This is a genomic window from Nonomuraea aridisoli (assembly GCF_003236395.1).
In the GTDB taxonomy this organism is placed as follows: domain Bacteria; phylum Actinomycetota; class Actinomycetes; order Streptosporangiales; family Streptosporangiaceae; genus Nonomuraea; species Nonomuraea aridisoli.
This window is the reverse complement of sequence record NZ_POUD01000264.1, coordinates 1-13,334: the sequence shown is the minus strand read 5'-3', so window position 1 is coordinate 13,334 and position 13,334 is coordinate 1. Positions and strand designations below refer to the sequence as shown.

Here is a 13,334-nt window from a genome sequence, read left to right as displayed (position 1 = left end):
TGCCGCAGGGGTGGCCGCTCTGGGTGCCGCTGTCCGTGCTCATCGTGATCTTCGCGTTCATCGCGGGCGGCTGGGCCGCCTCGGCGGGACAGGGCATGTACGCGCTGGTCCACGGTGTGCCGCCGGCCGCCGACGCCGCCGAGCCGCGCTGGTGGGCGGTCGGCCTGCTGGTGCTGGTGTTCGTCATCACCGCGAGCGCCCGGCGCATCAGCCGCGCGCTGGAGCTCGCCAACTGGGTGATGGTCAGCACCATCCTGATCGCGTTGCTCGTCACCTGCCTGCTCGTGGTGCCGTTCAGCCAGTGGTGGGAGGGCATCCGCGGGTTCGTCACCCCGGCGGCGCCGCCGGAAGGGATCACGGCGACGCAGCTCGGCGGGCTGGCCGGGTTCACCGCGCTGGCGTCCGGCCTGAACTGGTACGTCATGGGCCACTACCGCGACAAGGGCTACGGCATGGGCCACCGCGTCGGCTACATCTCCGGCCTGCGCGGCGACCGGCGCACCGTGCTGGCCAGCGGCGTCACCTTCCCCGACGACGAACGCAACCGCGGCCTGTGGCGGCGGTGGTACCGGCTGCTCATGGTCGACATGTGGGGCGTGTTCTTCATCGGCGCCATCCTCGGCATGCTGCTGCCCACGATCCTCATGGCGCACGCCGTCCAGATGGCCGGCGAGCAGCCGACCCGGGCGAACGTGCCGACGTTCGTGGCGAGCGTGCTCGGCGCCGAGTACGGCCCGGTGGTGTTCTACATCGGGCTGGTGCTGGGCGTGCTGGTGCTGTTCTCGACGCAGCTCGGCATCTTCGAGGCGATGGTGCGGGTGACGACCGACGCGGCCAACGCGACGAGCCCGCGGCTGCGCCGGCTGATCGAGGGCGATCCGCGGCGTTTCTACTACCCGTTCATGATCGTGCTGCTGGTGATCATCTCGATCATCATCTTCCAGTCGCTGCCGGTGGGCCTGGTCGAGTGGTCGGCGAACATGTCGAACCTCGGGGCGCTGATCTATCCGTTCCTGCTCATGTACCTGAACAGCAAGCTGCCGCGTCCCGCCCGGCCCAGGCCCTGGCACTACGTCATCCTCGTGCTCAACTTCCTGTTCTTCGGGTTCTTCTTCGTCAACTTCATCGCGGACTTCATCGGCGATCCGCTGGTGACGTTCTAGCCGGGCAGGCCGGTGGCGGGGTCCACCGTGGCCAGAAAGACGTCGCCGCCGCCGGGGGCGTCCCCGACGGCGCCGTAGGTCAGGCCCGTGAGGGCCACCTGGCCGGACGGCGTGGCCGTGGCGTACAGGTTGGCCTCGGCGAACGGGTCGACGGCGTCGTCCCCGGCGGTCCCGAACTGGGCGGCGGCGCGCTGCCCGCCCCGCGCGTCGAGGCGCAGGGTCAGCACGTCGGCGCCGCCCGCCTGGACCCCGGCGAGGCCGCGCGTGTAGCCCACGACCTCGACCTCGCCGCCCGGCAGCGGGGCCACGGCGGCGCCCTCGTCGGCGGACGGGGTGGCGAAGGTGTGCGTCCAGCGCTGCCTGCCCCGGCCGGTGTAGGCCACGGTGAGCGCGTCGCCGTCGGAGGCGCCGGTCGCGACGGCGAGGCCGGTCGTGGTGACGGCCACCGCGGTGAAGCGGTCGTCGCCGGCGCCGCCCGCCGTGGCGGCCCACGTCCTGGCGCCGTCGGCGGTGTACGCGGCGATCCAGGCGTCCAGGCCGCCGAGCGGGGTGGTGCCGGGTATGGCCGCGGCGGCGCTGCCGGTCACGTGGACGGTGGAGCCGGAGACGGCCACGCCGTACGCCTTGTCCTCGCCGGGGCCGCCGTACTGGCGGATCCAGGACAGCTCGCCGGCCGGGGTGAGGCGGGCGAGGATCGCGTCCTTGTCGCCCTGGTTCGGGCCGTCGAGCGCGCCTCTGGTGTAGCCCGTCACGTACGCGCCGCCGTCGGGGGCCGCGGTGAGGCCGTAGAGGCGGTCGGCGGCGTCCGGGGCGCCGAACTGAGTGATCCACCGGATCTCGCCCGCCGCGTCGAGCCGGGCCACGAACGCGTCGTCGGCCGCGTTGCCCGCGTGTTTCCCGTCGAGGTCGCCCTTCGTGTACCCGGCCGCCAGCACGCCTCCGTCGGGCAGGGCCGCGACGCCGTACAGCCGTTCGTCGGCGTCCGTGCCGAACTGCCTGGTCCAGCCGCCGGTACGGGTGACCACGGCGTCCAGCCTGCCCCGGTGCTCCTGGCCGGCCACGGGCCCGCCGGCCGCGTACCCGAGGGTGAGGGAGCCGTCGGCGTGGGCGGCGACGCCGCCCGCCCAGTCGGCGGCCGGCGTGCCGTGCAGCGGGGCGGGCAGCCCGGCCGGGGGGGTGACGCTCAGCCCGGGGCCGAGGTCGGCCATGGCCTGCTCGAAGGCGGGCGTCCAGACCGTCCAGTCGTGGCCGCCGTCGAGGACGCGCAGCTGCGCCGAGATCGCGGGCGAGCGGCGGGCGGCGTTGTACAGGGCGGCGGACTCGAAGTCGAGATCGTGGCGGGCGTCGGCCGGGTCGGGGTTGGCGTACTCGTCGTCGCCGACCGCCACGAACAGCCGCACCGGCAGGTCGGGGTCGAGCTCGGGCAGCAGCGCCGGGTAGTTGAGGTCGCGGTAGACCTCGTCCGAGAACTTCTGCTCGCCCTCGCCGAAGGCGCCGTGGTCGCGGGCCGAGGAGTCCGACGGCGGCAGCGGCGTATAGACGGCGGGGCTGAGCACGGCGGCGGCGCCGAAGAGGTCCTGGTGCGCGAGCGCGAACCGCAGCGCGCCGGCGCCGCCCATCGAGTACCCGCCGACCAGCCGGGCCTGCCTGATGGGCGCCGTCCGGTACGTCGCGTCGACGTGCGCCACCAGGTCGCGGGTGAGCGCCGTCTCCACCGGGCGGCCCGGCGGGTCGTCGCCGGCGTAGCGGGAGTCGACGTACCAGCTGCCGCGCTCGCTCCAGGGCGCGTCCGGCATGACGGCGATGACGGGCGGGACGCGCTCGGCGGCGATCAGGTCGTCGAGCACCGTCTTGACCCGCGTCCAGGCCTGCATGGTGTCGCCGCGGCCGTGCAGCAGGTAGAGCACGGGGTGGCGATCGGCGCCGCGGTCGTAGCCGGCGGGCAGGTAGACGTTGTAGGCGATCTCCTCCCCCAGCGCCGGGGACGGCGCGGAGCCGGTGGTGATCGTGCCCTCCGCCCGCGCCTCCGTCTCGGCGGGCCCGGTGAGCGGGCCGCTCAGCAGGGACAGTGACACCAGCAGGGCCGGCGCGCCGGCGGCGATCCATCGGGGTAAGCGCATCTGCCACTCCTGTAAACGTTTACCGTACGCGCCTCGCGCGCCTGTTGTTTCGGCAGAGTTTCAGGGGGTTCCCGGGGGATGTCAACCCGGCATCAAGTGGGGTGCGCGGAAACGGCGCCCGGCCGCGCGCCGAAGCGTCGCGGCCGGGCGGATTCAGCGGTGGGTCACCACTCGCCGCCGTCCTCCTCGTCGCCCTCGAAGATCTCCTCGACGATCTCGCCCGCCACGAGCCCTCCGACCACGCCCGCGGCGACGCCGGCGGCCATCGCGCCCATGCCGCCGCCGTGGTGCTCCCCGTGGTGGCCGTGCCCGCCGTGGTGGCCGTCGTGGTGGTAGCCGTCGTGACCGCCGTAGTGGGCGCCCGGGTGGGCGTACTGCGACAGGCCGTCGAGCCAGCGGCCGAGCTCGGCGGACCAGTCGGTGCGCAGGGCGTCGTCGTGGCTGACCTGGAAGCGGCCGACGGCGTCGCTGGAGGAGTAGCGGCCGCTGCGCTTGTCGGCCTCCAGGACCACCGTGAGCCCGTGCGGGTCGGCCACGAAGGTGACCTCGACCTCGCCCACCAGCCCGGCGTACCGGCCCGTCGGATAGAACTCGATCTCCTGGTAGAACGGCAGCGACTGGTCGACGCCGTAGAGCCGGCCCGCCTCGAGGTCGGCCGACTTGAAGCCGAACCCGAGCCCGAGGAACGCCTCCAGGATGCACAGCTGCGACGGCAGCGGCTCCACCGCAACCATGTCGAGGTCACCCTTGTCGACGGCCTTGGCGATGGCCAGCTCGGTGCGCACGCCCACCGCCATGCCGCGCAGGGGCTGCCCGCCGATCTCGCTGATCGGGGCCTCCCACGGCACGGGGATGCGGAAGGTCAGCGTGCGCTCCTCGCCCTTGCGCAGCGCGAAGGGGCCGGAGACCTGCGCGCGGGAGAACTCGCTGACGCCGGCGTGCTCGCCGTCGCCGTGCTCGACCTCCACCCGGGCCACCAGACCGAGCGTGACGTGCTCGATCTCGGCGTCGAAGTCGCCGCCCTTGAGGCGCACCTCTCCCTCCAGCGTGCCGCCCGGCTGGGTCCGCGGCGTGGACAGCACGGTGTCCACCGAGGGCGCGCCGACGCCGAACGCGCCCAGCATCCGTTTGAAGACCACGGCTCTGTTCTCCCTGTCGAAGATCGATAGTGTGACGACCGCCTCAACGATCGGCCGGGAAGCGGAGTTCCGGCGTGAGGCGCCGCTCCAGCTTGGCAGTCGCGCGGGCCGGCCGTCCCGGTCATCGACAGGTGTTCACCCGGACTCGGGCGGCGCGAACGTCGTGCTGAACGTGATCGGGTTGCCGTACTCGGCGCCGTCGACCATGCGGCCGTCGCGCCACTCGAAGCTGTAGACGTACACGTTGCGGTACGGCCGGCCGTCGGCGGTGGTGAAGTCGCCGTCGGCGCGGACGAACGACGTGCGCCCGCCGTCCGCGACGCTGATCCGCACGTTCGCGAACCGGATCCTGCCCATGATCGTGAACGCGTCGCGGGCGTAGCCGAGCACCTCCTCCCGGCCGGTGAAACGGGCGGCGTCCTCCGTCCTGCCGGAGAACGACATCGGCAGCGTCAGCGTGCTGTCGTCGGCGAGCAGCGCCGAGACCTCCGCGAGATCCTTGCGCTCGAACGCGCCGAGCAACGCCCGGGTGCGGTGCTCCGTCGCGGCGACGCCGTCCAGCCGAGTCTCCATGAGCCATCCTCCGATACTTGATATCATGTGAGATCCAGTATCACTCAATGCCGGCGGGAAACTCAATACACTCGGGGGCATGGATCGGCGCGAGGCCCCCGGGGGCTCACTCCGCGAACGCAAGCAGCGGCTCGCCCGGGAGGCGATCATCGAGGCGGCGCTCGCGCTGTTCGACGAGCGCGGGTTCGAGAAGGTGACGGTCACCGACATCGCCGAGCGGGCCCAGGTCGGGCGCGCGACGTTCTTCCGCTACTTCGGCGACAAGCAGGAGGTGGTGTTCGCCGACGGCGGCGCGTTCGAGGCGGTGCTGGCCGAGGCGGGCGGGCCGCGGGCGGACGATCCGATCGGCGACCCGCCCGGCGACCCGATCGGCGACTCGCTGCCGGCCGCGCTGGCGTTCGCCCGGGCGGTCGCGGTGTCCTACATCACGCGGCTGACCGCCGACCCCGCCGCCTACAACCGGCACGAACGCCTCGTGGACAGCCACCCGGAGCTGCGGGCGCGCAGCCTGATCAAGCAGCGCGGGCACGCCGAGGTGCTACGGGAGCTGCTGGAGAGCAAGGGGGCCGGTCGCGAGACCGCCGCCCTGGCCGCGGAGGTGGCGGTCGCCGCCTACCACGCGGCCAGGACGATCACGGGCGACCGTCCGCAGGAGCTGCCGGCGGCCGTCGAGGCGGCCTTCGACCGGCTGGCGGGCGTCGACGGGATCAGCGCCCGCTCCACCTGATCTCGTACGGCTCCAGGGTGAGCTCCTGGCCGTCCACGGTCGTGGTGACCGCGCCGTCGCCGGTGTTGACCAGCAGGAGCCGCTCCGGCTGCGCGAGCACCCGCACCTTCGGGTCGGACGACGTCACCGGGTCGAGCCTCACCCCGGCGGGGAACCACTTCGTGAACTCGGCGACGAGCTGCCCGGTCGGCGTCTCGGCCCCCGTCCGCGGGTCCCACAGGCAGCCCTGGCAGGGGCCGTCCTTGTCCTGCGGGTTCCAGTAGAGCGCGGTGGCGGCGCCGCTGCGGGCGAACTCGATCATCGAGGCGGCCTGCACGGCCAGGCGCTTGGGCTCGGCCCACTCGGTGCCGTCCTCGGGCTGGAAGTACCACTCCGACCACCAGATCGGCATGTCGCCGGTCTTCTTCCGCAACCACTCGGTGACGTCGGCGAACTTGCTCAGCGCGCCGAACTCGTCCGGCAGCAGCTGGTGGGCGTCGGTGGGCGAGGCGCCGTCGACGACGATGAAGTCGGCGCCCTTCTTGTTCTCGTACCAGTAGTCGAAGGCGTCGAGAACGTTCTGGTTGACGACCCCCCAGTCGCCGCGCAGCTCCGACCTCCCGGTGCGGTTGCTGTCGAACCCGATGTACGGGCCGCCGATCTGGGCGTCCGGCCTGACCTGCTTCACCGCGTCGTAGACCTTGTTGTACATCTCGGTGTAGCCCTTGTAGTCGGCAGGCTTGGAGTGGTTGGGCCAGAAGCCCTTGAACTCGTTCCACACCATGAAGTACTTGACGTCGTCGTAGCGCTTGGCGACCTCGGCGGCCAGCCGGGCGAAATCGTCGAAGTGCTCAGGGTAGGGGGCGTCCTCCAGGTGCTCGTCCCAGGCGGAGTCCGTCGTGGGGCCCTGGGGGCCGCCCTTCATCCAGTCGGGTGCGCAGCACAGCGTGATGACCGGCGTGGCGCCCGACCGCTTCATGAGGGTGAGCCGGCTGTCGAGGTCCTCCCAGTAGAACCGCCCCGGGTACGGCTCGGGGTTGAGCGCGCCGAAGCCCATGATGTGCTGGTTCTGCAGCATCGGCGTACGGGCGAGCGAGTCCGCCACGATCTGCTCGAAGCGCGGGGTGACGTTGTTGGCGCTGACGCCCGTGTGGGTGAACCCCCAGCGCGGCCATCCGGCCTCCACCTTGGGCGGCGCGGGCGTCGGGCCGCCCTGCTCCCCCTGCGCCGCGGACGTCGGCTGCGGCGGCGGAGTCTCCTGCGCGGCCGGCCCGCAGCTCGCCACGGTCAGCGCCGTGGCAGTGATCCCCGCCACCGTGGCGGTCAGCCGTCCGAGCCGCCGCCACAGCGATCCCCCGATCTTTGATGACACCCGGTTCTCCCCCTTCATCGCGTCGATGCCGCACGTAGCGTTCCATGGGTAGACGAATACGGGCACGTCAGCGGCCTGGTTTCACAGCCAATCGTTACGTGGTGTGCGTCACTGCCGGAACAGCTCCAGCGGGACGGCCTCGGCCAGCGCGCGGTAGCCCGCCGGGCTCAGGTGCAGGTGGTCACCCTCGTCGTAGGCGGGCAGCAGCCGCCGGGGGTCCGCCGGGTCGCGCACGGCGCGGTCGAAGTCGATCACGGCGTCGAACCGGCCCGCGGTGCGGACCCAGGCGTTGACCTCCTGGCGGGCGGCCTCGCGGCGCCCTCCGGGGTCGTCGTACTCGTGGCCGCCGAAGGGGGTGAGGGTGGCGCCGTACACGAGCAGGTCGCGGGCTCGGGCGCGCACGACGATCTGCTCGTAGGCGGCGGCGAGCTCGGCGGCGACGCGCGGCTGGGCGTCCGGCTCCGCGGTGCCGAGGTCGTTCACGCCCTCGAAGACGACGAGGCGGCGCACGCCGCTCTGCGCGAGCACGTCGCGGTCGAGCCGGGCGAGCGCGCTGGGGCCGAGGCCGTCGGCGAGCACCCGGTTGCCGCCGATGCCCTGGTTGGCGACGGCGAGACCGGGCGGCAGCCGGTCGAAGAGCCGGTCCGGCCAGCGGTCGTTGCCGTTGGTGGTGGACCCTCTGCCGTCGGTCAGGGAGTCGCCCAGCACGGCGATCGTGGCCGTGCCCGGCCCGGCCGCCACCTCGACGCCGCTGAGCAGGTACCAGTGGTCGACGGCGGTCGCGCCGGGCAGGCCGGCGGCCTCGACCAGGTCGCCGGCGGCCAGGTGGGAGGTGGTCCTGGAGCCGGGGTGCGAGGTGAGCCCGCGGGAGGCGAGCCCCTCGGCGAGGTGCACGCTCACGGTCAGCACCGAGCCCGGGGCCGCCTCGAAGTCCAGCGGGTCGGACACGACGTGCGCCCCCTTGGGCACGACCGCCGAGCCCCGCCCGGAGAACGTCACCGGCCGCGAGGACTCCGGCACGATCCCGCTCACCCCGGCCGCCCCGCCGCGCGGCAGCGCCACGGCCGCGCGGGTGACGGGCAGCGGCGCGCGGCCGAACGCGTTCGACAGCCGCAGCCTGATCCTGGGCCCGCCGGCCGTGATCCGCAGGGTCTGGCGCAGCGTGACGCCGGCCGGGACCCGGCCCTGCCCGGCGTACGGCGGGGGCGGCATGTCACCGGGTTCGGTGGGCTGGGGAGCCGCGGTCCAGGTGGTGACCCAGCCCATGGATGCCTCCCGACGTCGCAGATCACCGGCACCGTACCGGATGCTTCACTCCGAACCACCACCGGGCGTGGCTTTTACCGGCGGTCGGCGATCATCGCGTACGTCTGCCGGTCCCGTGCGCCTAGGGTCGCGTTCATGGGGTCTCCAGAAGACGCCGGCAGGGAGTCGATCCTGCGGGCGGCGACCAGGCTCTTCTCCGCCCTCAGCTATGACGGCACGTCCATGGCGCACATCGCCGAGGCGGCCGGGCTGGACCCGTCACAGGTCAGCGCGCACTTCCCGGACAAACACGGCATCTATCTCGAGATCATGGGCCACTGCCACCGGCTGATCTCGGAGACCATGCGGCCCCTGGCCGCCGCATTGCGGGACGCACCGCCCGAACGGCGGGCGGAGGCGGTGCACCGGCTGCTGGACGCGTACGTCGACGTGTGCGTGGAGCATCCGGAGGTGCCCGCGCTCTGGATGCACCGCTGGCCGGCGGACGCCGGCGACATCCGGGACGTAGAGTCACGCCACATGCAGCCACTGATCGAGGAGACGGCCGGCGTGACCGACCCCGAGCAGCTGCGGCGGTTCCGCGCGCACCTGCACCTGCTCTTCGACCGCGCGCTCGGCCTGCCCGGCGCCCGGCCGGAGGCCCTGTGACCGGGTCCGAGCGCGCGCGCCGGGCCGTGCGGCTGGCGGTGACCGCCGGGCGGCGGCTCGGGCTGCGCGCCGACGAGCCGCGCGTCCTGCACGACGTGTTCAACGTGCTCGTGCACCTCGCACCCGACCCGGTGGTGGCGCGCGTGCCGAGCCTGACCGTCGACTCGCCCGAGGAGCAGTCCGAACGGCAGCGCCGCGAGCTGGCCGTGGTGAGCTGGCTGGCCGGGCGCGGCACCCCTGTCGTGCCGCCCAGCCCGCTGGTGCCGCCCGAGCCCGTCACGTGCGAGGACGCCTCGCTGACCTTCTGGCAGTACGCCGACGAGCGCGACCCCATGGCCGCCGCTCCCCCGGAGTCGCTGGAGGCGCGCTTCACCGAGCAGGCCGGCTGGGTGGCCGGGCTGCACCGGGCGATGGCCGGCTATCCCGGCGAGCTGACGGTGCTGGCCCCGGTGGTGCCGGCCGCGCGGCGGGCCCTGGCCGCGCTGCGCTTGCGGCCGGGACCGCTCACCCCGTCCGACCTCGACCGGGTGGAACACGAGTGCGCCGTGGCCGAGGCCGTGGCCGCCGACCTGGCGGGCGCGTTCCCCGGGGCCCGCGTCCAGGCCGTGCACGGCGACGCGCCGCACTACAACGTGCTGCGGACCGGGCAGGGGTTCCTGTTCTCGGACTTCGAGGACGTGACGCTCGCCACCGCGGAGTGGGATCTCGCCGGATCGGGCCCGCAGGTGATCGAGGCGTACGTACGGGCCGGCGGCCGGCGGCCGGACGCCGCGGTGCTGGACTTCATGGAAGGGGCCAGGCTGCTGCAGGTGGTGGCCGCGCTGGCGGTCACGCCGCGGATGCCGGAGCTGGCCGGGATGCTGGAGCCGATGCTCCCCCAGTGGCGGGCCCGCCCTCCGCTGTCCGCCCCCTGACCATTCGATTACCCTTCGTAAACAGTTCGTTTCACTTGTACGTGTATTCTGCCCGTATGACTGGAGATGGGTGGTTTGTCTCCTCACCTTGCGTGAACGGGACGTCCTGACCGTGTGGCACGAGGGCGTCCCGGCCCCCGGCGCGGCGAACAACTCGTCTCGTCTCGACGAGCTGCTGATCGGCGCAGTGACGGACGCGGGGGCGCACATAGGCGCCACGTACCTGGTGGACGAGGGCGGCGACCTGCTCCGCCTGGAGAGCGTGTACGGCATGCCGGCGCCCATCGCCAACGCCTGGGCCCTGATCAGGACGAAGGACCCCGTGCCGATCGCCACCGCGGTACGCGAGCAGCGGCTGGTCTGGATCGCCGACCGGGAGCACCTGGCACGCTCCTTCCCCGGAGCGGCGATGGCGGTGCCGTACCACTTCTCGATCGCGCTGACCCCCATCTGCGTCGGCGACGCGGCCTGGGGCGGGTTCATGCTCCTGTGGCCGGCCGGGCGCTTCACCGAGCCCACCCCGCGCCAGCTCGACGTCCTCAGCAAGACCTGCGCCGAGATCGGCGAGGTGCTGCGGTGCGCGGCCGAGCGCGGGCAGCCGATCAAACCGGCTCCGCGGCCCCGCATCCTCCTCCCGCCCTCCGCGGGCGGGAACCCGCGCACCGACATGGTGGCCCTGGAGAGCTTCAACCGCCTGCCCGAGGGCTACTGCTCGCTGGACACGCAGGGTCGCGTGACCCTGATCAGCGCGCCGGCCGTCGACCTGCTCGGCCACCCGCGCGACCTCGTCGGCCGGCGGCTGTGGGAGGCGCTGCCGTGGTTGTCCGACCCGGCGTACGAGGACCGCTACCGGGCCGCGATCGTCGGCAGCCAGGTCACCCACTTCATCGCCCGCAACCCGGCGGGCCGGCAGCTGTCGTTCTGGATGTATCCGGGGTTGTCCGGCATCACCCTGCGCATCACCCCCGGAACGGTGTCGCGTGAGCCGCGCTCCTGCCCCACCGCCCGCCAGAGCCGGCCGCTGCGGCTGATCGCGGTGCACGAGACCCTGCAGCTGGCCACCACGCTCGCCCGCGCGGTGACCGCCCAGGACGTCGTCGACCTGGTCGCCGACCACGTCATGCCCGTGTACGACGCGCAGGCCCTGGCCCTCATCACCGTCGAGGGCGGCCGGCTGCGGGTGACCGGCTCGCGCGGCTACAGCCAGGAGGTCATCGACGAGCTCGAAGGCCGCTTCCCGGCCGCGCCCGTCTCGGCGGACCTGATCCGCCGCGGGGAGGCCGGGTTCTTCTCCAGCTGGGAGGAGATGCGGCAGGCGTATCCCGACGCGGTGCGCGGGAGCATGCAGGCGTGGGCGTTCCTGCCGCTGGTCACCTCGGGGCGGCCCATCGGCACGTGCGTGCTCGGCTACGACCACCCGCACACGTTCGGCGCCGAGGACCGGGCCTCGCTCACCGCGCTCGCCGGGCTCATCGCCCAGGCGTTCGAGCGCGCCCGGCTCTACGACACCAAGCACCAGCTCGCCAAGTGCCTGCAGTCGAGCCTGCTGCCGCAGACCCTGCCCCGCGTACCCGGCCTGGACGTGGCCGCCCGGTACGTGCCGGCCACCCCCGGGATGGACATCGGCGGCGACTTCTACGACCTGATCCGGCTCGACGACAGCGTGATCGCGGCGGTCATCGGCGACGTGCAGGGCCATGACATGACGGCCGCCGCGCTGATGGGGCAGGTGCGCACCGCCGTCCGCGCGCACGCCGGCGCCGGGGCCAGCCCCGGCGAGGTGCTCGCGCACACCAACCGGCTGCTCACCGAGCTCGCCCCCGACCGCTTCACCAGCTGCCTGTACGTCAGCCTCGACCTGCGCCGGCACGTCGCCTGCCTGGCCAGCGCCGGGCACCTGCCGCCGCTGCTCGGCGTGCCCGGCGGGCCCGCCCAGGTCATCGAGACCTCGCCGGGGCTGCTGCTGGGGGTCGACGCCGACGCGGAGTACGCCACCACGAACGTGCGGCTGCCGCCCGGAGGCGTCCTCGCCCTCTACACCGACGGGCTCATCGAGGAGCCGGGGCTGCCGCTGGACGAGGCCATCGACCGGCTGGCCCGCCGGTTCAAACCCTCCTGCGCCCTGTCCCTGCCCGAGCTGGCCGACTCGCTCATCGAGCCGGCCACGCTGGACAAACGCTCGGACGACATCGCGGTGCTCCTCCTGCGCGAGGCCCCCGCCTGATCAGCGCTTGGGCGTCAGGACGACGACCGCCTTGCTCGCCGACAACGACTCCACGCGTACGCCGATGCCGTTGACCGACCCGGACCCGCCCTTGCCGATCTGCGTCCGCGACATCGCGCGGGCGCCGCTGCCGGTGACCCGGACGATGTCGGCGGTGAAGTCGACGGTCAGCCTGGTGATGCCGAACCGCGGATCGACCGGGAACGCCACCCGCTTGGTGAGGGTGAGCCTGCACCGCCCGTCGTAACACGCCTTCACGGCGGCCTTCTTCGCTGCGGCCTGCTGCACTGCGGCGGGTTTCGCGACGGCCGGCTGGGCGGCGACGGGGATGACGGCGACGGACGCGGCCAGCGCGATTGCGGCGGCGATGGTGCGAGGCATGGTCCTCCTTAGCTCTGGTGGCTTCGGTATTCGTGGTGCCGGCCTTCGTGGTGCCGGCCCCGCCCAGTCTGCGTACGCGGCCTGGGGACCGGTCCCGCGGAAACGCTGCGTGACCGATCTGTCACTGGATACATTCGGGTGGTGCGCTTCCTGCAACTGCGTTCCGACCCACAGGCGAAGGGAGTCACGGTACGCCCGGGCATGACCGTGGACGGGCGTTACCGGCTGGTGAGCAGCCTCGCGCGGGGCTGGTCGGGGGAGGTGTGGCTGGCGCGTGACGTGGAGCTCGACCGTGAGGTCGTGCTCAAGCTGCTCGTCCCTCGTGACGCGGCCGACGCCGACCGGGCGTGGGCCGAGGCCCGGGCCCTGGCCCGCCTCAGTCATCCGCACGTGGTCACGCTCTACCACGCCGTACGCTCGGGCCGGCCGCGCGGCGGCCCGTCGTGGCTGGTCATGGAGCACGCGCCGGGCGGAAGCCTGGAGGGGCGCCCGGCGATGCCTCCTGTCATGACGGCCCGGATCGGCGCCCAGATCGCGGGCGCGCTGGCCGCCCTGCACGCCGAGGGCATCGTCCACTGCGACATCAAGCCGGGCAACATCGTCGTCACCGGCGACGGCACGGCGAAGCTGACCGACTTCGGGGCCGCGTACCGGGTGGGCGGTTCCGACACGATCCCCCCGAACGGCGCCGTCAGCTACACCCCCGACTACGCCGCTCCGGAAGTCGTACGCGGCCAACCTTGTCCGAAGTCCGACGTCTTCTCCCTGGGCGCCACCGTCTACGCCCTCCTCACCGGCCACCCGCCCCACCGAACCGACGCCCCGCAC

General features: G+C 73.1%; 12 protein-coding genes. 6 read left to right on the top strand and 6 right to left on the bottom strand.

Annotation, left to right across the window (positions count from 1 at the left end):
• Positions 1 to 1,163 (top strand): Nramp family divalent metal transporter (locus C1J01_RS38930; protein WP_111183969.1); only part of this gene is annotated, 1,163 nt, incomplete at its 5' end.
• On the opposite strand, the gene C1J01_RS38925 is transcribed toward C1J01_RS38930, so the two are convergent.
• The 3 genes from C1J01_RS38925 to C1J01_RS38915 all read right to left on the bottom strand — a co-directional run bounded on the left by C1J01_RS38925 (position 1,160) and on the right by C1J01_RS38915 (position 4,995).
• Complete coding sequence (locus C1J01_RS38925; protein WP_111183965.1) at positions 1,160 to 3,283, bottom strand: alpha/beta hydrolase-fold protein; 2,124 nt, start codon at positions 3,281 to 3,283, stop codon at positions 1,160 to 1,162. The two genes, C1J01_RS38930 and C1J01_RS38925, sit on opposite strands and share 4 nt — an antisense overlap.
• A gap of 164 nt (positions 3,284 to 3,447) precedes the next feature.
• Positions 3,448 to 4,422 carry a sporulation protein gene (locus C1J01_RS38920; RefSeq protein WP_111183964.1) on the bottom strand — a complete coding sequence of 325 codons (975 nt, stop codon included), beginning with the start codon at positions 4,420 to 4,422 and terminating at the stop codon, positions 3,448 to 3,450.
• 135 nt (positions 4,423 to 4,557) lie between these two features.
• The gene (locus tag C1J01_RS38915) at positions 4,558 to 4,995 is read right to left on the bottom strand and encodes a nuclear transport factor 2 family protein (protein ID WP_181449211.1); all 438 of its coding nucleotides are present in this window, start codon (positions 4,993 to 4,995) and stop codon (positions 4,558 to 4,560) included.
• Positions 4,996 to 5,074: 79 nt separating this feature from the next.
• Here C1J01_RS38915 and C1J01_RS38910 point away from each other — a divergent pair, with 79 nt between their 5' ends.
• A complete protein-coding gene (locus C1J01_RS38910) occupies positions 5,075 to 5,722 on the top strand; it encodes a TetR/AcrR family transcriptional regulator (RefSeq protein ID WP_111183963.1) in 648 nt (215 codons plus the stop codon).
• Here C1J01_RS38910 and C1J01_RS38905 read toward each other — a convergent pair.
• The gene (locus C1J01_RS38905; RefSeq protein WP_220040318.1) at positions 5,703 to 7,073 is read right to left on the bottom strand and encodes a xylan 1,4-beta-xylosidase; all 1,371 of its coding nucleotides are present in this window, start codon (positions 7,071 to 7,073) and stop codon (positions 5,703 to 5,705) included. The genes C1J01_RS38910 and C1J01_RS38905 overlap by 20 nt on opposite strands.
• Before the next feature lie 108 nt (positions 7,074 to 7,181).
• Complete coding sequence (locus C1J01_RS38900; protein WP_111183962.1) at positions 7,182 to 8,339, bottom strand: SGNH/GDSL hydrolase family protein; 1,158 nt, start codon at positions 8,337 to 8,339, stop codon at positions 7,182 to 7,184.
• A 135-nt stretch (positions 8,340 to 8,474) separates the two neighbouring features.
• Between C1J01_RS38900 and C1J01_RS38895 the strand changes: the two genes are divergently transcribed.
• The 3 genes from C1J01_RS38895 to C1J01_RS38885 all read left to right on the top strand — a co-directional run bounded on the left by C1J01_RS38895 (position 8,475) and on the right by C1J01_RS38885 (position 12,125).
• The gene (locus C1J01_RS38895) at positions 8,475 to 8,987 is read left to right on the top strand and encodes a TetR/AcrR family transcriptional regulator (protein ID WP_111183961.1); all 513 of its coding nucleotides are present in this window, start codon (positions 8,475 to 8,477) and stop codon (positions 8,985 to 8,987) included.
• A complete protein-coding gene (locus C1J01_RS38890) occupies positions 8,984 to 9,901 on the top strand; it encodes a phosphotransferase (protein WP_111183960.1) in 918 nt (305 codons plus the stop codon). The genes C1J01_RS38895 and C1J01_RS38890 overlap by 4 nt, the downstream gene beginning before the upstream one ends.
• Positions 9,902 to 9,989: 88 nt before the next feature.
• A complete protein-coding gene (locus C1J01_RS38885) occupies positions 9,990 to 12,125 on the top strand; it encodes a SpoIIE family protein phosphatase (protein ID WP_235854951.1) in 2,136 nt (711 codons plus the stop codon).
• Here C1J01_RS38885 and C1J01_RS38880 read toward each other — a convergent pair whose 3' ends face one another.
• Positions 12,126 to 12,506 (bottom strand): hypothetical protein, encoded by a 381-nt coding sequence (locus tag C1J01_RS38880; RefSeq protein WP_111183959.1) that lies wholly within the window; start codon positions 12,504 to 12,506, stop codon positions 12,126 to 12,128.
• Positions 12,507 to 12,647: 141 nt separating this feature from the next.
• Here C1J01_RS38880 and C1J01_RS38875 point away from each other — a divergent pair.
• Positions 12,648 to 13,334, top strand: a 687-nt coding sequence (locus C1J01_RS38875) for a serine/threonine-protein kinase (protein WP_220040317.1), incomplete at its 3' end; no start/stop codon positions are given.

Bases quoted from the DNA above. Each gene is read 5' to 3' on its own strand.
- C1J01_RS38900 (WP_111183962.1), bottom strand. From the start codon at position 8,339: ATGGGCTGGGTCACCACCTGGACCGCGGCTCCCCAGCCCACCGAACCC.
- C1J01_RS38910 (WP_111183963.1), top strand. From the start codon at position 5,075: ATGGATCGGCGCGAGGCCCCCGGGGGCTCACTCCGCGAACGCAAGCAG.
- C1J01_RS38925 (WP_111183965.1), bottom strand. From the start codon at position 3,283: ATGCGCTTACCCCGATGGATCGCCGCCGGCGCGCCGGCCCTGCTGGTG.
- C1J01_RS38880 (WP_111183959.1), bottom strand. From the start codon at position 12,506: ATGCCTCGCACCATCGCCGCCGCAATCGCGCTGGCCGCGTCCGTCGCC.
- C1J01_RS38895 (WP_111183961.1), top strand. From the start codon at position 8,475: ATGGGGTCTCCAGAAGACGCCGGCAGGGAGTCGATCCTGCGGGCGGCG.
- C1J01_RS38915 (WP_181449211.1), bottom strand. From the start codon at position 4,995: ATGGAGACTCGGCTGGACGGCGTCGCCGCGACGGAGCACCGCACCCGG.